This is a genomic window from Nocardia sp. NPDC087230 (genome assembly GCF_044744725.1).
GTDB classification, from domain to species: Bacteria; Actinomycetota; Actinomycetes; order Mycobacteriales; family Mycobacteriaceae; genus Nocardia; species Nocardia canadensis.
Window position 1 is genome coordinate 470,247 of sequence record NZ_JBIUYV010000002.1, and the last position, 18,820, is coordinate 489,066.

Genomic DNA, 18,820 nt, shown 5'->3' on the forward strand with positions numbered 1-18,820 from the left:
AAGATCCCCTCACGACCTCGGTCCGAAGAATTCGGCACGCGCCGCGTTCACCCGAGCTTGGGCTGCCGCGGCACCTTGGAAACTCACTGCGCCCGAACCGGTTCCGGCCAGGGTCAACGCGATCAGGCCACCGATCACCGACAGCAGCTCGGGTTCGGGCAGACCGCTGTTGTCGCTGGTCGGCTTGAACTCGGGATTCGGCTTCGCGGCGGGCGCAGGCGCGGCGGCAGCGGGCGGCGGCGCGGGCACCTCGGCGGCGGGCGGTGCCGCGGCCGGAACCGGTGCCGCCACAGCGATATTCGGGACCGAAGGTGCGGCGGGCGCGGCCGGGATCGCGATCGGCGGTAAGGCGGGCGCGGCAGGCACGGAGGGAATCGGGATCAGCAGCAACAGCAGCGGCGAAGCGGAGCCCACCGCGGCGGAACCGACGGCGGCCGAACCCACCGCGGCCGAACCCGCGCCGGCGGAACCGACAGCGGCCGAACCGATGCCGGCCGAACCCACCGCGGCCGAACCCGTGCCGAGCAACGCGGAGCCGAGGCCGAGCGCGGCCGAACCGGTGCCGACCGCGGCCGAACCGACGGCGGCCGAACCGGTACCGAGCACCGCGGCCGCGCCGGCCGAACCGGTACCGAGGACCGCGGCCGCGCCGGCCGAACCGGTCGCGAGCACGGCGCCCGCGCCCGCCGAACCGGTACCGAGGACCGCGGCGACACCCGCCGAGCCGGTGCCGAGAATCGCGCCGACGCCGGCCGAACCGGTACCGAGCAGCAGGCCGAGACCGGCCGAACCCGTGCCGAGGACGGCGCCCGCGGCGGCCGAGCCCGCCGCGGAACCGGCAGCCGCGGAACCCGAGGCGGACCCGGTTCCGGCGACGTCCTTCTTCGGGATGTCCTGGGCGACCTGGCCGGGAATGGTCAGCGGCTGCCACTCACCCTCGCCGGCGACCTGCGCACCCGCGGGGTGCGGTGGATCGGCCGGGCCGGCGGGATCGGCGCCGGTGTCGCTCTGGCCGCTGTTGCCTTGCTCGCCGCCGCCGGAACCGCTGGGGAGCCGCAGTTCGGCGGGCTTGCCGTTGCCGGTGTGCTGACCGCCGTTGTTCTGACCGCTGTCACCGTTGCCCTGGCCACTGCTGCCGCTCCCGGGCGCCTGAGCGGCGGGAGTCGGCGGCTTTTCCGGTGCGGCGACGGCGACCGCCGGCCCCAGTAGAGCAGAACCGGCCAGCACACTCGCAGCGGCAAGTACGCGCAAGATGCGACCAACGGCCATGCGCTTGTCATCCCCTTAGTATTTCAGCGCAGCATTACCCCCGGTCGCGACACATTCCGGGATCGACGAACAGTAGCCCATAGTAAACCCACCCCTGCTTCCACGCAGAAGAGAGCAAGAGTCGTCCAGCCCCCTGAACGTGTGTGACATGCCATAAGCGCAGGCCGGGGAGGTTTCCCCGGCCTGCGCTCATGGAGTTTGCTATGCGCCGTACACCGGCTCCGGCGGAGTGCTCTTCTCGATCAGTTCGGCCACCACCGGACCCAGTTCCGCGGGGTTCCAGCGGGCGCCGCGGTCGACCGGGGCACCGTGGCGCCAGCCCTGCGCGAGTGCCACCTTGCCGCCCTCGACCTCGAACATCCGGCCGGTCACCCCGGCCGACTCGGTGCTGCCGAGCCACACGACGAGCGGGGAGATGTTCTCCGGCGCCATGGCGTCGAAGCCCGAATCGGGGGCGGCCATGGTGTCGGCGAAGACGGTCTCGGTCATTCGGGTGCGGGCCGCGGGCGCGATGGCGTTCACGGTCACGCCGTAGCGGCCGAACTCGGCCGCGGCGGTGAGGGTGAGACCGGCGATACCGGCCTTGGCCGCGCCGTAGTTGCCCTGCCCGACGCTGCCCTGCAGACCGGCGCCGGAGCTGGTGTTGATGACGCGGGCGTCCACCGGACGACCGGCCTTGGACTCACCGCGCCAGTACTCGGCCGCGTGCCGCATGGTGGCGAAGTGGCCCTTGAGGTGCACGCGGACCACCGCGTCCCATTCGTCCTCGCCCAGGTTGACCAACATCCGGTCGCGCACGAAACCGGCGTTGTTGACCAGCACGTCGAGCCCGCCGAAGGTGTCCACGGCCTGCCGGATCAGGTTGCGGGCACCCGCCCAGTCGGCGACGTCGTCGTAGTTGGCCACGGCCTGGCCACCGGCGGCGACGATCTCGTCGACGACCTGCTGGGCCGGGGTCTCGGTGGTCGCGGCGCCGTCGAGCGCGGTGCCGACGTCGTTGACCACCACGCGCGCGCCCGCCGCGGCGAAGGCCAGCGCGTGCGCGCGGCCGATCCCGCGGCCTGCGCCGGTGACGATGACGGTGCGGCCCGCGCAGATCTGCTGCTGGTCGTCCATAGGAAAGCTCCTGTTTCTCTGGCGGCTGGCGCCGCGGGTTTCGGCCTCGTGACCTCGCATCCGAGGGGCGACACTGCGCCTTCGGCGTTCCGTCCCGCCCCTCGGATGCGAGGCGGCCGAAACCGAGGTGGTCGGGTCTAGTGGTTGGCGTTGGCGGCGTCCAGGAAGGCCGGGCGTTCGCCGCCGCCGTGGACGAGCAGGGTGGCGCCGCTGATGTGCGCGGCCAGCGGGGAGGCCAGGAAGATCGCGGCGCTGCCCACGTCGGCGGGGCTGGCCAGCCTGCCCAGCGGGACGGTCCGGCCGACGGCGGCCACCCCGTCGGCATCGCCGTAGTGGAGGTGACTGAGTTCGGTCTCCACCGGGCCGACGACCACCGAGTTCAGCCGGACCTTGGGCGCCCATTCCACGGCCAGCGAGGACGCCAGGTTGTCCAGACCCGCCTTGGCCGCGCCATAGGCGGCCGTGCCCGGCGACGGGCGGTGCCCGCTGACGCTGGTGATCATCACGATCGAGCCGCCCGCGTCCTGCTTCTGCATCGCCGCGTTGGCGTGCTGGGAGATCAGCAGGGGCGCGAGCAGATTCAGCTCGATGATCTTCTGATGGAACCGCGGGCTCGCGGCGTCGGCCATGGCGAACGGCGCACCGCCCGCGTTGTTCACCACATGGTCGACCCGGCCGTGCCGATCGAGGATCTGCTCGAACAGCGCGGCGACGGCGTCGGGATCGCGCACATCGCAGGAGAAGTGCTCCGTGCCACGCTCGCCCACCGTGATCGGCTCGTCGGCGGGCCTGCGCGCGCAGGTCAGCACGGTCGCGCCCGCGGCGAGGAAGGCCCGGCTGATACCGGCGCCGACACCGCGGACGCCACCGGTCACCAGAACGATCTGCTCGGAAAGGTCGATTTCTACAGCCACCGTGCTAACCTACCAAGCAATTGCTTGCTTTGTCTCGGGTTCGCCGGGGCGCGCACGATGGGACTTGCGATGGGGATAAACCGTCACACCGAAACCGAGGGCGTCGAAGTCGTCACAGTCGACTACCCGCCGGTCAACGCACTACCGTCCGACGGTTGGTTCGCCCTGGCCGACGCGGTCCGGGCGGCAGGCCGTAATCCGGAGACCCGGGTGGTCGTGCTGCGGGCCGAGGGGCGCGGCTTCAACGCCGGCGTCGACATCAAGGAGATGAACGCCGACACCGGCCACACCGCGCTGATCCGCGCGAACCACGGGTGCTTCGACGCCTTCGCGGCCGTCTACGACTGCGAGGTGCCCGTGGTGACCGCCGTCAACGGCTTCTGCCTGGGCGGCGGCATCGGCCTGGTCGGCAACTCCGACGTCATCATCGCCTCCGACGACGCCACCTTCGGCCTGCCCGAGGTGGACCGGGGCGCGCTCGGCGCGGCCACCCACCTGGCCCGGCTGGTCCCCCAGCACCTGATGCGGACCATGTTCTACACCGCGGGCAAGCTCACCGCCCAGCAGCTGCACCACTTCGGCTCGGTGTACCAGGTGGTGCCGCGCGCCGAACTCGACGCCGCGGCCATGGAGGTCGCCAAGAACATCGCGAACAAGGACGGCCGCGTGATCCGGGCCGCCAAGCGCGCACTCAACGGCATCGACGTGCAGGACGTCCACCGCTCCTACCGCTACGAGCAGGGCTTCACCATGGAGCTCAACCTCGCCGGTGTCGCCGATGAGATCCGGGCGCGTTTCGACGACGATCTCGCCGCGCAGAAGAAGGAGAAGTAGACGCCATGCGCGACAAGAGAATGACGCTCGACGAGGTCGTCGGCGAGCTGCGCAGCGGCATGACCATCGGCATCGGCGGCTGGGGCTCCCGGCGCAAGCCGATGGCGCTGGTGCGCGCGCTGCTGCGCTCGGACGTCACCGACCTGACCGTGGTCACCTACGGCGGCCCCGACCTGGGCCTGCTGTGCTCGGCGGGCAAGGTGCGCAAGGCGTACTACGGCTTCGTCTCGCTGGATTCGGCGCCCTTCTACGATCCGTGGTTCGCCAAGGCGCGCACCGAGGGCGCGATCACCGTGCGCGAGATGGACGAGGGCATGGTCAAGTGCGGTCTGCAGGCCGCGGCGGCCCGGCTGCCGTTCCTGCCGATCCGGGCCGGACTGGGGTCCTCGGTGCTGGACTTCTGGGAGGGCGAGCTGAAGACGATCCAGTCGCCGTACCCGGCCGCCGACGGACGGACCGAGACGCTGGTCGCGATGCCCGCGCTGAACCTCGACGCCTCCTTCGTGCACCTGGACCTGGCCGACAAGCACGGCAATGCCGCCTACACCGGCGTCGACCCGTACTTCGACGACCTGTACTGCCTGGCCGCCGAGCGGCGCTACGTCTCGGTGGATCGCCTGGTCGAGACCGAGGAACTGGTGAAAGCCGTTCCGCAGCAGTCGATCATCCTCAACCGCATGCTGGTCGACGGCGTCGTCGAGTCGCCCGGTGGCGCGCACTTCACCTTCTCCGGCAGCTACGGCCGCGACGAGAAGTTCCAGAAGCACTACGTGGCCGCCGCGCAGACGCCCGAGTCGTGGGCCGAGTTCAAGGCTCGCTACCTGGATGTCTCCGAAGCCGAATACCAAGCCGCCGTCCACGCTTTCGCCGAGGAGCAGAAATGAGTTCAGCATCGCTAGGCGATTCCGTGAAGGGTGGCGGCCTGGAGACGGGCGGGCCCATTACTCGTGCTGAGGTCTGCGTCGTCGCCGCCGCGGAGATCTTCCGCGGGGCCGGTGAGATCATGGCGAGCCCGATGTCGACGGTCACCACCATCGGCGCGCGACTGGCCCGGCTCACCTTCGAGCCCGATCTGTTGCTGTCCGACGGCGAGGCGCTGTTCTTCGCCGAGGTTCCGGCGATCGGCGCGAAAGCCCCCGTCGAGGGCTGGATTCCGTTCTCCAAGGTGTTCGACGTGGTGGCCTCCGGCCGTCGGCACGTGGTGATGGGCGCCAACCAGATCGACCGGTTCGGCAACCAGAACCTGTCGGCCTTCGGTCCGCTGCAGCAGCCGACCCGGCAGATGTTCGGGGTGCGCGGCGCGCCGGGCAACACCATCAACCACGCCACCAGCTACTTCGTGCCCCGGCACAACAAGCGGGTGTTCGTCGACCAGGTCGACATCATCTCCGGCATCGGCTACGACCGTATCGATCCCGAGAACCCCGCCTATCGCTTCCATCACCTGCACCGCGTGGTGACCAACCTGGGCGTGTTCGACTTCAACGGTCCCGACCACACCCTGCGCGCGCTGTCGCTGCACCCGGGCGTGAGCGCCGACGAGGTCGCCGAGAACACCTCCTTCGAGATCGCCGAGCTGGGCACCGCGGACGAGACCAGGCTGCCCTCCGAGGAAGAGCTGCGGATCATCCGTACCGTGCTCGACCCCAAGGGTTTCCGGGAGAAGGAGGTGGCGGCGTGAGCGGTCAGCGGCCGGAGGCGGCAACGGAGCGTGACCACGCGGCCCGCCCGAGCACGCCGAGCGGAGACAATGTGAGCGCGCGGTTGCGAACTCCGCTGACCGAGCTGGTCGGCATCGAGCATCCGGTCGTGCAGACCGGGATGGGCTGGGTCGCCGGTCCGCGCCTGGTCGCGGCCACCGCCAACGCGGGCGGCCTGGGCATCCTGGCCTCGGCCACGATGACCTACGAGGAGCTCGAGGCGGCGATCGCCAAGACCAAGTCGCTGACCGACAAGCCGTTCGGCGTGAACATCCGCGCCGACGCGACCGACGCCACCGAGCGCATCGACCTGCTCATCCGCGAGCGGGTCAAGGTCGCCTCGTTCGCGCTCGCGCCCAAGAAGGACCTGATCGCCAAGCTCAAGGACGCCGGTGTCGTGGTGGTGCCGTCGATCGGTGCCGCCAAGCACGCGGTGAAGGTGGCCTCCTGGGGCGCCGACGCGGTGATCGTGCAGGGCGGCGAGGGCGGCGGGCACACCGGCCCGGTCGCCACCACGCTGCTGCTGCCGTCGGTGCTCGACGCCGTCGACATCCCGGTGGTCGCGGCCGGCGGCTTCTTCGACGGTCGCGGCCTGGCCGCCGCGCTGTCCTACGGCGCGGCCGGTGTCGCGATGGGCACCCGCTTCCTGCTCACCCAGGAGAGCACCGTCCCCGAGGCCGTGAAGCAGGAGTACCTGGCGCGCGGCCTGCAGGACACGGTGGTTTCGGTGAAGGTCGACGGCATGCCGCACCGGATGCTGAACACCGAACTGGTCGAGAAGCTGGAACACTCCGGCGGCTGGCGCGGACTGTCCGCCGCGGTCGGCAACGCGGCCAAGTTCAAGTCCATGACCGGCATGAAGTGGTCGACGCTGATGCGCGACGGCCTCGCCATGCGCAAGACCAAGGACCTGAGCTGGTCCCAGGTCGTGATGGCGGCGAACTCGGCGATGCTGACCAAGGCAGGCTTGGTCGAGGGCCGTACCGACGCGGGCGTGCTGCCCGCGGGCCAGGTCACCGGCATCATCGACAGCCTGCCGACCGTGGCCGAGTTGATCGACGGCATCATCACCGACGCCGTCGCCCGGATCGCGGCCGTCTCGGCGCTGACCATCGAGCCCGCCGCCGAAGCCCACTGACCCGGAGCCGTACCCGGCTCCCTCCCCGAGCTCGCCCCGATCGACGGCCCAGAGCCAACCGTCGGTCCCCTGGGGCGATCGAACACCGGACCCGGTGCCGCACTCACGAGGTGCGCATCGGGTCCGGTGCGCTTTTCGGCTCAGAGCGCGAAGACGGTGAACTGCGTGGTGGCGGGTAGATGCGCCAGCGGCGTGGTGCGCACGGTCGCCTCGATCCGGCCGGGGCCGGTGGCCAGTACGACGCCGACCGCGGGGCCGGTCTGCCCGGCGGGCCCGCCCACGACGACGGTCGCGACCGAACCGCTCGCACCGGTGTCGAGATTGCGCCAGTCCACCGTGGCGGTGACCGAGCAGCCGCTCTCGTGCGAACCGGGCGTCGCACTCCAGAAGGTGCCGCGCAGATACACTGCGGCCTCGCCCGGACCGCTGTAGTCGCTGGGGCCGGGAATGGCGGTGCCGTCGACCTGACCTGCGCAGGTCCAGCCGGTGGCCAGGGTGTAGGTGGGGGCCATCGTCGTGGCGGCCGAGGCCGCCGTCGTCGTGCCGAGAAGTAGTCCGCAGGCCGCTGCCGCCACGATCGCGGCACGGCCGAGGTGCTGATGCATCGCTGTCGTCCCTTCGTCGCCGTTCGGGTTCGATCCAGCGTGGCACCTTCGGTCGCGGATCACCAGCACCGACCACCCCGCGTCAGCGCGGCCGCACCTCGACGCGGTTGTCGTGGAAGACCGCGCCGCCGCCGTAGTCCGAATCCCGTTCGGCGATGGTCGCGTTGACGGTGGCGCCGTTGGTGAACTTGGCCCAGCGGCCCTTCGTCGTCCCGGCGACGCCGGGGCGGACCCGGTCCGAGACCTCGGCCACCGCCTCGAACGACCCGCGCGCGTTGGACACCAGGACCGGCTCGCCGTCGGTGATACCGCGGGCCGCGGCGTCGTCGGGGTGCAGCGTGATGGTGGATTCGCCGGCTCGGCGGCGCAATTCGGGATTGCCGCCGAAGGAGGTGTTCAGGAAGTAGTGCGAGGCGGCGGAGATCAGCACCAGTCCCTCGCCGGGGTCGGCGGGCGGGGTGTAGTCCGGGAGCGGATCGTGGCCGGCCAGTTCGGCACGCGCCGAGACGAATTGCAGCTTGCCCGCCGGGACCGAGCCGGGCTGGATCTTGAGGAAGCCGTCGGCCCTGAGCCGGTCGAGGTCGTGGCCCTTCAGCAGCTGCCTGGCCAGTTCCTCGTCGGAGTCGTAGAGCGCCGGTTCGGTGAGACCGAGGCGGCGGGAAAGCCTGCGGAAGGTCTCGGTGGTGGACAGGCATTCGCCCGGCGGCTCGACGGCGGGCTCGTTCCAGACCAGGTAGAGGTGGCCGTAACCGGCGATCACGTCGAGGTGCTCGGGCTGCATGGTGGCGGGCAGCACGATGTCGGCGTAATCGACGGTGTCGGTGCCGAAATGTTCGAGCACGACCGTGAACAGGTCCTCGCGGGAGAGCCCTTCGATCACCCGGCGCTGATCGGGATTGGAGCCGACCGGATTCGCGCCGATCACGAACAGCGCCTTGACCGGCGGGTCCTCGGTCTCGAGCAGGGCCTCGCCGAGCCGGGTCATCGACAGGGTGCGCACCGGACGCGGCAGCAGATCGTCGCGGACCAGCGCCGCGTCGTCGAGCCGGAAATGACCGCTGGTCGAATAGTGCAGTCCCCCACCGGGAATCGCCCAGTCGCCGGTGACACCGGGCAGGCAGGCCAGCACCCGCAGCGCCATGCCGCCGCCCGCGTGCCGCTGCATGCCCTGGGACGCGCGGATGGCGGTCGGCCGGGTGCGGGCGATCCGCTCGCCGAGCGCGACGATCCGCTCCCGCGGCACGCCGGTGATCGCCGCGGTGCGCTCCGGGGTGAATTCCATGACCCGCTCGCGGAATTCGGGCCAGCCCTCGGTGTGCTCGGCGATGAACCGGTCGTCCTGCGCGCCGAGCGAGACGATGACGTGCAGCAGCCCGAGCGCGAGCGCCGCATCGGTGCCGGGCAGCGGGGCGATGTGCTCGTCGCAGCGCTCGGCGGTCTTGGTGCGCACGGGATCGATCGAGACCAGGTAGGCGCCGCTGTCCTGCACGAACTTCCACAGATGGTGACCGGAGGTGAGCGGGTTGGTGCCCCACAGCAGGATCAGCTCCGACTTGGCGAAGTCCTCGGGATCCATGCCGCCGGAGGTGCCGAGGGTGTAGCGCAGGCCGGTGCCGCCTGCGACGGAGCAGATCGTCGCGGCGTGATGCGAGGCACCGAGGACGTTGAACATCCGGCGACCGGGATAACCCTCGAGTCCCTGCAGGTAGCCCAGGCTGCCGGTGCCGTGGAACGGCCAGATCGCCTCGCCGCCGAACTCCTCGACGATGCCGGTGAGCCGGGTGGCGATCTCGTCGAGCGCGTCGTCCCAGCTGATCCGCTCGAAGCGGCCCGAGCCCTTGGGCCCGACCCGGCGCAGCGGATAGCGCAGCCGGTCGGGCGAGCCGACCTGCTCGAGATAGCGATTGACCTTGACGCACAACGCGCCACGGGTCACCGGATGGTCCTTGTTCCCCCGCAGGCCGGTGGCCTCGCCGTCTTCGACGGTCACCACCCACGAGCACGCGTCGGGGCAGTCGAGCGGGCACGCGCCGAGCACCTTCACCCGTTCATCGTAAGCCGGGGGTACGACACCCGCCGGGCGGCGATCAGGGGTAACACCAACTGGCCGGAATGTGATGTAAGTCACGTAAGGGTGGTTTCGCGGACGCGTCATCACCGGAGATCTAGACGCGCGGAGGCCCTGCCACAGGTCGGGGCATCGTGCCCCCACGCTTGGTGGGAGGTAGGAGATGAGAACGTTCGGCAAGAAATTGATGGTGAGCGCGTCGGCGGCAACGCTGCTCGGCGCGGGGGTTGTGATGGGCGCGGCGCCGGTCCAGGCGCAATGGGGTCCGTCGGGGTGCTCGGCCTATCCGGTCAACAACACCTCGGCGTACTCGCAGTGTTATTGGCCGATCCGGCATCAGGTGCGGATCGAATGCAGGCAGTGGTGGGGCTGGTTCGGCAGCAGCTGGGCCACCTACGAACGCCGCGGCAACATGGCGTGGGACGGCCAGCAATCCTGGGCGCACTGCGATTTTCCGGGCACGCTCCAGCGATGGGATGTGGTGACCTATTGGTGGTGAACGACGTGTGGTCCCCGGCGGAAATCCGCCGAGGACCACCAGAACTCGTCCGGACTACTTGTCCGCGTCGAGCCGCTCGATGATCGTCACGTTCGCCGTGCCGCCGCCCTCGCAGATGGTGAGCAGACCGTAGCGGCCGTTCACCCGCTCCAGTTCGTTGAGCAGGGTGGCGAACAGCTTGGCGCCGGTCGCGCCGAGCGGGTGTCCGAGGGCGATGGCGCCGCCGTTGACGTTCACCTTCGCCGGATCGGCGCCGATCTCCTTGATCCAGGCCAGCACCACGGGCGCGAAGGCCTCGTTGATCTCGATGACATCGATGTCGTCGATGGTCAGGCCCGTCTTCTCCAGCGCCCACTGGGTGGCCGGAATCGGGGCGCTGAGCATGAAGATCGGGTCGGCGCCGCGCGCGCTGACGTGATGGATGCGGGCGCGCGGGGTGAGGCCGTATTCCTTGACCGCCCACTCCGAGGCGAGCAGGGTGGCGCTGGCGCCGTCGGAGATCTGGCTGGCGACCGCCGCGGTGAGCGGGCTGCCCTCCGACAGCGGCTGCAGACTCGCCATCTTCTCCAGGCTGGTCTCGCGCGGACCCTGGTCGACGGTGAAGTCGCCGACCGGCACGATCTCGTTGTCGAAGCGACCCGCGGCGATGGCGGCCTTGGCGCGCTCGTGGCTCTGCAGCGCCCAGCGCTCCATGTCCTCGCGGGTGATGCCCCACTTCTCGGCGATCATCTCGGCGCCCTTGAACTGGGAGACCTCGCCGGTGCCGTAGCGCGAATCCCAGCCCTTCGCGCCGATGAACGAGGACTCGAAGCCGTACGGCTTGCCCGCGAGCATGGCGGCGCCGATCGGGATGGCGCTCATGTTCTGCACGCCGCCCGCCACGATGACCTCGGCGGTGCCGCTCATGATGGCCTGCGCGCCGAAGTTGATCGCCTGCTGGCTGGAACCGCACTGCCGGTCGACGGTGACGCCGGGCACCTCTTCGGGGTACCCCGCGACCAGCCACATGGTGCGGCCGATGTTGCCCGCCTGCGGGCCGAGGTTGTCGACGCAGCCGACGATGACGTCGTCGACGATCGCCGGGTCGATGCCGGTGCGCTCGACGAGACCACGCAGCGCGGCCGCGCCGAGATCGGCGGAGTGCACCTCGGCCAGCGCGCCACCGCGCTTGCCGACCGCGGTACGCACCGCATCGATCACATAGGCCTCCCGCAGCGGGGTATAGGGGCGGCGCTCGGCGGATGCGGTCATGATGGAACTCCTATTTCGCGGTGCTCCCGGGCACGGTCAGCCCGTCGAGCACGATGGTGAGATATTGCTGAGCAAGGCTTTGCACGGTGATCGGGCCACCGGGGGTGTACCAGCGCACCGCGACCCACACGGTGTCGCGCAGGAAGCGGAACGCCAGTTCGACGTCGAGTTCGGGCCGGAAGCTGCCGTCGGCGACGCCGGCGGTGAGCACCCGGTGCCACAGGTCGCGGAACTCGGTGTTGAAGTCGCGGATGTAGGCGAAACGCTCCACATCGCGCAGGTTCTTGGCCTCGGCCTGGTAGATGGCGACCGCGGCGTGGTGCCGGTCGAAGGCCTCGTAGGAGGCGATCACCAAGGCTTCCAGGGTCTCTCGCGAGCTCAGTCCGGCGGCCGCGATCTCGCGGTAGCGGCCGAACAGGTCGTCGAGGAAGCCGCGCAGGATCTCGTCGACCATCGACTCCTTGGAGTCGAAATGGTGGTAGAGGCTGCCGGAGAGGATGCCCGCCGAGTCGGCGATGTCCCGCACCGTGGTGGCGCGCAGTCCACGCTCGGCGAACAGGTTCGCGGCGAGGTCGAGGAGCTCGGTGCGGCGAGAACGTTTCACGGTGTCGGATGCGGTCACAACGTCATCCTACAACCAAGCATTTGCTTGGTTTCCGGAAACTCCGCGCTCGGGGGCCGCCCATCATGCGCGCTGACTGCTCACCGAGACCACCTCGCCGGTCAGGTACGAGGTGTAGTCACTGGCCAGCATGGCGATCGTCGCCGCGACCTCCCACGGCTCGGCGGCGCGGCCGAAGGCCTCCCGCTCGCTCAGGGCGTCGAGCAGCTCGGTCGAACTGACCTTGTCCAGGAACGGATGCCGCGCGATGCTCGGCGCGACGGCGTTGATCCGCACCCCGAACTCGGCGGCCTCCACCGCACTGCACCTGGTCAGCGCCATCACGCCGGCCTTGGCGGCAGCGTAGTGCGCCTGGCCGTGCTGCGCGCGCCAGCCGAGCACGCTGGCGTTGTTGACGATCACGCCACCGTGGCCCGCCGAGCGGAAGTACCCGAGCGCGGCGCGGGTGCAGCGGAAGGTGCCGGTCAGGGTGATGTCGAGGACCTGGTCCCACTGCTCGTCGGTCATGTCGACGACCGGCGTTTCACCGCCGAGGCCCGCGTTGTTGACCATGACGTCGATCCGGCCGAGTTCGGCGGCGGCGTCGGTGAGCAGCTGGTTCACCTGCGCGGTGTCGCGGACATCGCACACCACGGCGCCGACCTTGCGCTCGGGGAACTCCTTGGCGAGCAGCTCGGCGGTCTCGGTGAGCCTGCGCTCGTGCCAGTCGGAGACGACGACGTCAGCACCCTCCTCCAGGAGCCTGCGCGCGGTGGCGGAGCCGATGCCGGTGCCCGCCGCGGCGGTGATGACGGCCTTGCGGCCGGTCAGCAGGCCGTGGCCGGGGATGGACGGGGGCGGGACGGAGAGCGGACCGGTCACGGGCGGGCCTCCCGCGGCAGACCGAGCACCCGCTCGGCGATGATGTTGCGCTGCACTTCGTTCGAACCTCCATAGATCGTGTCGGCGCGGCTGAACAGGTACAGCCGCTGCCATGCGGTCATGTCGTCGGGACCGAGGACCAGCCCGGCGGCGCCCTGCACCGCCATGGCGAGTTCGCCGAGTCCGCGATGCCAGTTGCCCCACAACAGCTTCGAGACCGACGCGCCACCGGCGTCGTCGACGTCCTCGCTCATGGTGCGCAGCGCGTGCGCGCGCAGGACCCGCAGGCCGACCCAGGCGTTGTCGATGCGCTCGGCGATCAGCGGGTCGTCGGCCGCGCCGGTCCGCCGGGCCAGGGCCTCGATGTCGGCGAGTTCGCGGGCGAAGCGGATCTGCTGACCGAGCGTGGAGATGCCGCGCTCGAAGGTCAGCGTGCCCATGGCGATGCGCCAGCCGTCGCCCGGTTCGCCGACGACCAGGTCGGCCTCGGTGACGGCGTCGTCGAAGAACACCTCGTTGAATTCGGAGGTGCCGGTGAGCTGTTCGATCGGGCGCACCTCGATGCCCGGCTGATTCATCGGCACCAGCAGATAGGACAGGCCCTTGTGCCTGCTCGACCCCTTCTCGGTGCGCGCGATGACGAAGCACCAGTCGGCGACGTGCGCGAGCGAGGTCCAGATCTTCTGGCCGTTGATCACCCACCGGTCGCCGTCCAGGCGCGCGGTGGTGCTCACCGCGGCCAGGTCGGAGCCGGCGCCCGGTTCGGAGTAGCCCTGACACCACAGCTCGCCGACCGAGCGCACGCCCGGCAGGAACCGCTTCTTCTGTTCCTCGGTACCGAAGGCCAGCAGCGTCGGGCCGAGCAGTTCCTCGCCCACGTGCGAGACCCGCGCGGGCGCGTCGGCCTTCGCGTACTCCTCGTGGAAGATGACCTGCTGGCGCACGCTGGCACCGCGGCCGCCCCATTCGACCGGCCAGCCGAGGCAGGTCCAGCCCGCCGCGGCGAGGTGCCGGTCCCAGGCCAGCCGCTCTTCGAAGAACTCGTGCTCGCGCCCCGGCCCGCCGGTGCCGCGCAGGTCACGGAACTCTCCGGCCAGGTTTTCGGCCAGCCAGTCGCGTATTTCCGCGCAAAACTCCGCGTCGGAGGTCGCGGTATCGGAATCTGAGGTCTGGATCACGCCCACGTCGGTAGGATAACCTACCAAGCACTTGCTTTGTTAGCCGATTGGTGAGGACCCCGTGACAACCCCTGCACAGACCACCCCGCAGGCACTGCGAGACGTCGCCGCGGCGCATCCGCACGAGCCGGCCCTGATCGACGGCGCGACCCGCCTGACCTGGTCCGACCTGCTCGACCAGGTCCGGATCGCCGCCCGCGCCCTGATCGCCCGCGGTATCGACCGCGGCGACCGGGTCGCGATGTGGGCGCCCAATACCCACCACTGGGTGGTCGCGGCGCTGGCCGCGCACTCCGTCGGCGCCGCGCTGGTGCCGCTCAACACCCGCTATGTCGCCGCCGAGGCGGCCGACGTGCTGGTCCGGGTGAACGCGAAGGCGCTGTTCGTCGCCGGGCCGTTCCTCGGCCGCGATCGCGCCGCCGAACTGCGCGCGGCCGCCCCGGACCTCGAGATCGGCACCGTCGTGGTGATCCCGGTCGAGGGCGAGTCCGCCACCGACGACGCGTCGCTGAGCTGGCCGGCGCTGCTGGAACTGGCCGAGACCGTGTCCGCCGAGGCGGGCGAGGAGCGGGCCGACGCCGTCTCCCCCGACGACATCTCCGACATCCTGTTCACCTCCGGAACCACCGGTCGCAGCAAGGGCACGCTCGTCGCGCATCGGCAGGCACTGGGCGTGGTGCGCGGCTGGGTCGAGTGCTCGACGCTGCGCACCGGCGACCGCTACCTGATGATCCCGCCGTTCTTCCACAACTTCGGCTACAAGGCGGGCATCCTCGCGTGCCTGGTCACCGGGGCCACGATCGTGCCGCAGGCCACCTTCGACGTGCCCGCCGCGCTCGCGCTGATCGAGTCCGAGCGGATCACCGTGCTGACCGGCCCGCCGACGATCTACCAGACCATCCTCGAGCATCCCCAGCGCGGCGAGCGCGATCTGTCCTCGCTGCGGGTGGCGGTCACCGGCGCGGCGACGGTGCCGGTGGTGCTGATCGAGCGGATGCGCGAGGACCTCGACTTCGAGGTGGTCATCACCGCCTACGGGCTGTCCGAGTCGGCCGGTTTCGGCACGATGTGCCGACCCGAGGACGACGCGGCCACCATCGCCAACACCTGCGGTGGCCCGATCGCCGACTTCGAGCTGCGCCTGTCCGAGGCCGGTGAGGTGCTGCTGCGCGGCCCCAACGTGATGCTCGGCTACCTCGACGACCCCGAGGCCACCGCCGAGGCCATCGACGCCGACGGCTGGCTGCACACCGGCGACATCGGCGTCGTCGACGAGCGCGGCTACCTGAAGATCACCGACCGGCTCAAGGACATGTACATCACCGGCGGGTTCAACGTGTATCCCGCCGAGATCGAGCAGACCCTGGCCCGGCTCGACGGTGTCGCCGAATCGGCGGTCATCGGGGTGCCGGACGAGCGGATGGGCGAGGTCGGCAAGGCCGTCGTCGTCCGCAAGGCCGGCTCGACGCTGACCGCGGACGAGGTGATCGCCTTCGCCGCGTCCACCCTGGCCAATTTCAAAGTGCCCCGGCTCGTGGAGTTCCGCGACCAGCTGCCCTACAGCGCGGCGGGCAAGGTGCTCAAGCGTGAGCTACGTGAGGAGAAGTCGTGAGTCCCGAAACCGACGCCGAGGTCGTCACCTATGAGGTGCGCGGATCGGTCGCCGTCGTCACCATGAACCGGCCCGAGTTCCGCAACGCGCAGAACTCGAAGATGACCTACGCCCTCGACGCCGCGTTCGTGCGGGCCGTCGAGGACCCCGAGGTCAAGGTGATCGTGCTGGCGGGCAACGGGAAACACTTCAGCGCGGGCCACGACATCGGCACCCCGGGCCGCGACCACGACGTGCACTACGAGAACAAGGCCGCGCTGTGGTGGGACCATCTCGACCGCGCGGGCGGCGATCAGCGCTTCGCCCGCGAGTCCGAGGTGTACCTGGGCATGTGCCGGCGCTGGCGCGAGATCCCCAAGCCGACCGTCGCGATGGTGCAGGGCGCCTGCATCGCGGGCGGGCTGATGCTGGCCTGGGTGTGCGACCTGATCGTCTGCTCCGAGGACGCCTTCTTCTCCGATCCCGTTGTCCGCATGGGCATTCCGGGTGTGGAGTACTTCGCGCATCCGTGGGTGATGGGTCCGCGCGCGGCCAAGGAGTTCCTCTTCACCGGTGACCGGTTCGACGCCGCCCAGGCCAAGGAGTGGGGCATGGTCAACCGGGTCGTGCCGCGCGCGGACCTCGAATCCGAGGTGATGGCGCTGGCCGAGAAGATCTCCGCCATGCCGCAGTTCGGGCTCGCGCTCACCAAGAAGGCCGTCAACCAGGCCGAAGACCTGATGGGCATGCGCTCCGGCATGGACTCGGTCTTCGGGCTGCACCATTTCGCACACGCGCACAACGCCGAAGTCGGCGCCGATTCGCTCGGCGGGATGACCGCCCGCTCGATGAAGGGCGCCGCGACCGAACAGAACGGGACGAAATAAGTGGACCTCGAGATCGACCCGGCAGTCCGGGAGTTCCAGCTGGAGGTGCGCGAGTTCCTCGCCGCCAACGTCCCCAGCGAACCGCTGCCGTCCATGGACACCGCGGCGGGCTTCGAAGCCCATCGCGCCTGGGAGGCCACGCTGGCCGAGGCCCGCCTCTCGGCGGTGTCGTGGCCCACCGAGTACGGCGGCCGCGACGCCTCCATCCTCGAGTGGGTGCTGTTCGAGCAGGAGTACTACGCGGCGGGTGCGCCGGGGCGCGTCGCCCAGAACGGCATCTTCCTGCTCGCCCCGACCCTGTTCGAGCACGGTACCGCCGAGCAGCTGGCCCGGATCCTGCCGCGGATGGCGCGCGGTGACGACATCTGGGCCCAGGCCTGGTCCGAGCCCGAATCGGGCAGCGACCTGGCGAGCCTGCGCTCGACCGCGCGCCGCACCGAGGGCGGCTGGATCCTCAACGGCCAGAAGACCTGGAGCTCGCGCGCCACCTACGCCGACTGGGCCTTCGGCCTGTTCCGCAGCGACCCCGAGGCGCAGCGTCATCACGGCCTGACCTACGTGATGTTCCCGCTCTCGGCCGACGGCGTGAGCGTTCGGCCGATCCCGCAGCTCGACGGCGAGCCCGGCTTCGCCGAGATCTTCCTCGACGACGTCTTCGTCCCCGACCGCGACGTGATCGGCGCCCCGAACGAGGGCTGGCGGGTCGCGATGGCGACCTCGAGCAACGAGCGCGGCCTGTCGCTGCGCAGCCCCGGCCGGTTCAGCGCGACCGCGCAGCGGCTGATCGACCTGTGGACCGAGACGACCGAACCCAGCGACACCGCCGCGCGCAATGCCGTGGTGGACGCCTGGATCGGCAGCGAGGCCTACCGGCTGCACACCTTCGGCACCGTCACCCGGCTGACCGACGGCGGCCAGCTCGGCGCCGAGTCCTCGATCACCAAGGTGTATTGGTCCGAACTCGACATCGCCATGCACCAGACGGCGCTCGACCTGCTCGGCCCCGCCGCCGAGCTGACCGGCACGTGGACCGACGGCTACCTGTTCTCGCTGTCGGGCCCGATCTACGCCGGCACCAACGAGATCCAGCGCAACATCATCGCCGAGCGCATCCTGGGCCTGCCGCGGGAGAGCAAGCGATGAACCGCCCGACCTCGGGTCCGCCCGCCCGGCCGCTGGGCGCGCCGAATACCCACCGCCGCCCGGTCGCGTACCGGGCAGCCACCCGTTCGACCACAGGAGTTCCGCGATGAAGTTCGCACTCGCCACCGAACAGCTGGACTTCGCCGCCGAACTGCGCAAGGTCCTCGACGCCGCGCAGGTACCGGCCGCGACCCGCGCCTGGGCGGCGGGCGACCCCGCCAAGGGCACCGCGCTGCTGCGGCAGGTCGCCGAGATGGGTGCCTTCGGCCTGATCGTCGACGAGCAGTACGACGGCGCCGAAGCCACTCCCGTTGACCTCGTCGTCGCACTCGTCGAGCTGGGCCGGGCCGCGGCGCCGGGCCCGGTGATCGAATCGGCCGCGGTGATTCCGGCACTGCTGCAGCGTCTCCCGGACGCCGAGCCGGCGCGGCGCTGGCTGCCCGCGCTCGCCGGCGGCGCGCTGCTCGGCACCGTCAGCTTCGGCGGCACGCACCGCGGCATCACCCTCGATGCCGATGTCGCCGATCTGGTGCTGGTCGCGGACGGCGCGCGGCTGTCGGTCGGCCGCCGCACCGTCTCGGTCGGTCCGCTCGCCTCGATCGACCCGGCTCGCAAGCTGGTCGCCGTCGAGGCCGAGGAGACCGTGGCCGACGACGTCGCGGACGCGATCGACTACGCCTTCGACCTCGGCGTCCTCGCCTGTGCCGCCCAGCTGCTCGGCGCGGGCCGCGCGCTGCTCGACCAGACCACCACCTATGCCAAGCAGCGCAAGCAGTTCGGTCGCGCGATCGGCGAATTCCAGGCCGTGAAGCAGCAGCTCGCCGATGTCCTGATCGCCCTGGATCTGGCGGAGCCGCTGCTCTACCGCGCCGCGCTCACGCTGGACTCCGACGATCGCGCGCGCGACGTGTCGGCAGCCCTCGTGGCCTGCGGCGATGCCGCTCACCGCGCCTCCCGCGCCGGTCTGCAGGTGCACGGCGCGATCGGCTACACCGCCGAATGCGACCTGTCGCTGTGGATCACCAAGGTGGCGGCGCTGCGCACCGCCTGGGGCACCGCCGATTTCCACCGCGGCCGCATCGCGGAGGCGCTGCGCGCGGCCGAACCCGCGGCGGTCTGAGGCGAGCGGATGCCACTCCCCGTA

At 70.5% G+C, this 18,820-nt stretch carries 18 protein-coding genes; 9 read left to right on the forward strand and 9 right to left on the reverse strand.

Annotation, left to right across the window (positions count from 1 at the left end):
* Window positions 1-9: 9 nt before the first annotated feature.
* The 3 genes from ACIO52_RS08385 to ACIO52_RS08395 all read right to left on the reverse strand — a co-directional run bounded on the left by ACIO52_RS08385 (window position 10) and on the right by ACIO52_RS08395 (window position 3,299).
* Window positions 10-1,269, reverse strand: coding sequence for a hypothetical protein (locus tag ACIO52_RS08385; protein WP_402642649.1), 1,260 nt, complete (start codon window positions 1,267-1,269; stop codon window positions 10-12).
* Between the two features lie 201 nt (window positions 1,270-1,470).
* Window positions 1,471-2,385: an SDR family oxidoreductase gene (locus ACIO52_RS08390; protein WP_218716613.1), complete on the reverse strand. Its 915-nt coding sequence runs from the start codon at window positions 2,383-2,385 to the stop codon at window positions 1,471-1,473.
* Between the two features lie 137 nt (window positions 2,386-2,522).
* Window positions 2,523-3,299: an SDR family oxidoreductase gene (locus ACIO52_RS08395; RefSeq protein ID WP_218716612.1), complete on the reverse strand. Its 777-nt coding sequence runs from the start codon at window positions 3,297-3,299 to the stop codon at window positions 2,523-2,525.
* Between the two features lie 69 nt (window positions 3,300-3,368).
* Between ACIO52_RS08395 and ACIO52_RS08400 the strand changes: the two genes are divergently transcribed.
* The 4 genes from ACIO52_RS08400 to ACIO52_RS08415 all read left to right on the forward strand — a co-directional run bounded on the left by ACIO52_RS08400 (window position 3,369) and on the right by ACIO52_RS08415 (window position 6,971).
* Complete coding sequence (locus ACIO52_RS08400; RefSeq protein WP_218716611.1) at window positions 3,369-4,133, forward strand: enoyl-CoA hydratase family protein; 765 nt, start codon at window positions 3,369-3,371, stop codon at window positions 4,131-4,133.
* Window positions 4,134-4,138: 5 nt separating this feature from the next.
* Window positions 4,139-5,017, forward strand: a complete 879-nt coding sequence (locus ACIO52_RS08405) for a CoA transferase subunit A (RefSeq protein ID WP_218716610.1) — start codon at window positions 4,139-4,141, stop codon at window positions 5,015-5,017.
* The gene (locus tag ACIO52_RS08410) at window positions 5,014-5,814 is read left to right on the forward strand and encodes a CoA-transferase (protein ID WP_316573406.1); all 801 of its coding nucleotides are present in this window, start codon (window positions 5,014-5,016) and stop codon (window positions 5,812-5,814) included. Before ACIO52_RS08405 ends, ACIO52_RS08410 begins: the two co-directional genes overlap by 4 nt.
* A 71-nt stretch (window positions 5,815-5,885) precedes the next feature.
* Entirely contained in the window at window positions 5,886-6,971 is a 1,086-nt protein-coding gene (locus ACIO52_RS08415; protein ID WP_402643546.1) for an NAD(P)H-dependent flavin oxidoreductase, read from the forward strand.
* 140 nt (window positions 6,972-7,111) lie between these two features.
* Here the strand turns inward: ACIO52_RS08415 and ACIO52_RS08420 are convergent, their stop codons facing one another.
* Entirely contained in the window at window positions 7,112-7,576 is a 465-nt protein-coding gene (locus ACIO52_RS08420; protein ID WP_218716608.1) for a hypothetical protein, read from the reverse strand.
* 82 nt (window positions 7,577-7,658) lie between these two features.
* Window positions 7,659-9,620: a molybdopterin-dependent oxidoreductase gene (locus ACIO52_RS08425; protein WP_402642655.1), complete on the reverse strand. Its 1,962-nt coding sequence runs from the start codon at window positions 9,618-9,620 to the stop codon at window positions 7,659-7,661.
* A 187-nt stretch (window positions 9,621-9,807) separates the two neighbouring features.
* On the opposite strand from ACIO52_RS08425, the gene ACIO52_RS08430 reads away from it, so the two are divergent.
* Window positions 9,808-10,143, forward strand: coding sequence for a hypothetical protein (locus ACIO52_RS08430; protein WP_218716606.1), 336 nt, complete (start codon window positions 9,808-9,810; stop codon window positions 10,141-10,143).
* A gap of 54 nt (window positions 10,144-10,197) precedes the next feature.
* On the opposite strand, the gene ACIO52_RS08435 is transcribed toward ACIO52_RS08430, so the two are convergent.
* The 4 genes from ACIO52_RS08435 to ACIO52_RS08450 all read right to left on the reverse strand — a co-directional run bounded on the left by ACIO52_RS08435 (window position 10,198) and on the right by ACIO52_RS08450 (window position 14,061).
* On the reverse strand, window positions 10,198-11,358 hold the full coding sequence (locus ACIO52_RS08435; RefSeq protein WP_218716615.1) for an acetyl-CoA C-acetyltransferase: 1,161 nt from the start codon (window positions 11,356-11,358) through the stop codon (window positions 10,198-10,200).
* 46 nt (window positions 11,359-11,404) lie between these two features.
* Window positions 11,405-12,016, reverse strand: a complete 612-nt coding sequence (locus ACIO52_RS08440) for a TetR/AcrR family transcriptional regulator (protein WP_218716605.1) — start codon at window positions 12,014-12,016, stop codon at window positions 11,405-11,407.
* 63 nt (window positions 12,017-12,079) lie between these two features.
* Window positions 12,080-12,877, reverse strand: a complete 798-nt coding sequence (locus ACIO52_RS08445; RefSeq protein WP_218716604.1) for an SDR family oxidoreductase — start codon at window positions 12,875-12,877, stop codon at window positions 12,080-12,082.
* Window positions 12,874-14,061 carry an acyl-CoA dehydrogenase family protein gene (locus tag ACIO52_RS08450; protein ID WP_218716603.1) on the reverse strand — a complete coding sequence of 396 codons (1,188 nt, stop codon included), beginning with the start codon at window positions 14,059-14,061 and terminating at the stop codon, window positions 12,874-12,876. The genes ACIO52_RS08445 and ACIO52_RS08450 overlap by 4 nt, the downstream gene beginning before the upstream one ends.
* Window positions 14,062-14,116: 55 nt before the next feature.
* Between ACIO52_RS08450 and ACIO52_RS08455 the strand changes: the two genes are divergently transcribed.
* The 4 genes from ACIO52_RS08455 (at window position 14,117) to ACIO52_RS08470 (ending at window position 18,796) form a co-directional block, all read left to right on the forward strand.
* Window positions 14,117-15,667, forward strand: coding sequence for a FadD3 family acyl-CoA ligase (locus tag ACIO52_RS08455; RefSeq protein WP_218716602.1), 1,551 nt, complete (start codon window positions 14,117-14,119; stop codon window positions 15,665-15,667).
* Complete coding sequence (locus tag ACIO52_RS08460) at window positions 15,664-16,533, forward strand: enoyl-CoA hydratase (protein ID WP_218716601.1); 870 nt, start codon at window positions 15,664-15,666, stop codon at window positions 16,531-16,533. The genes ACIO52_RS08455 and ACIO52_RS08460 overlap by 4 nt, the downstream gene beginning before the upstream one ends.
* Entirely contained in the window at window positions 16,534-17,676 is a 1,143-nt protein-coding gene (locus ACIO52_RS08465) for an acyl-CoA dehydrogenase family protein (protein ID WP_218716600.1), read from the forward strand.
* Window positions 17,677-17,782: 106 nt separating this feature from the next.
* On the forward strand, window positions 17,783-18,796 hold the full coding sequence (locus tag ACIO52_RS08470; protein ID WP_402642662.1) for an acyl-CoA dehydrogenase family protein: 1,014 nt from the start codon (window positions 17,783-17,785) through the stop codon (window positions 18,794-18,796).
* Window positions 18,797-18,820: the final 24 nt, after the last annotated feature.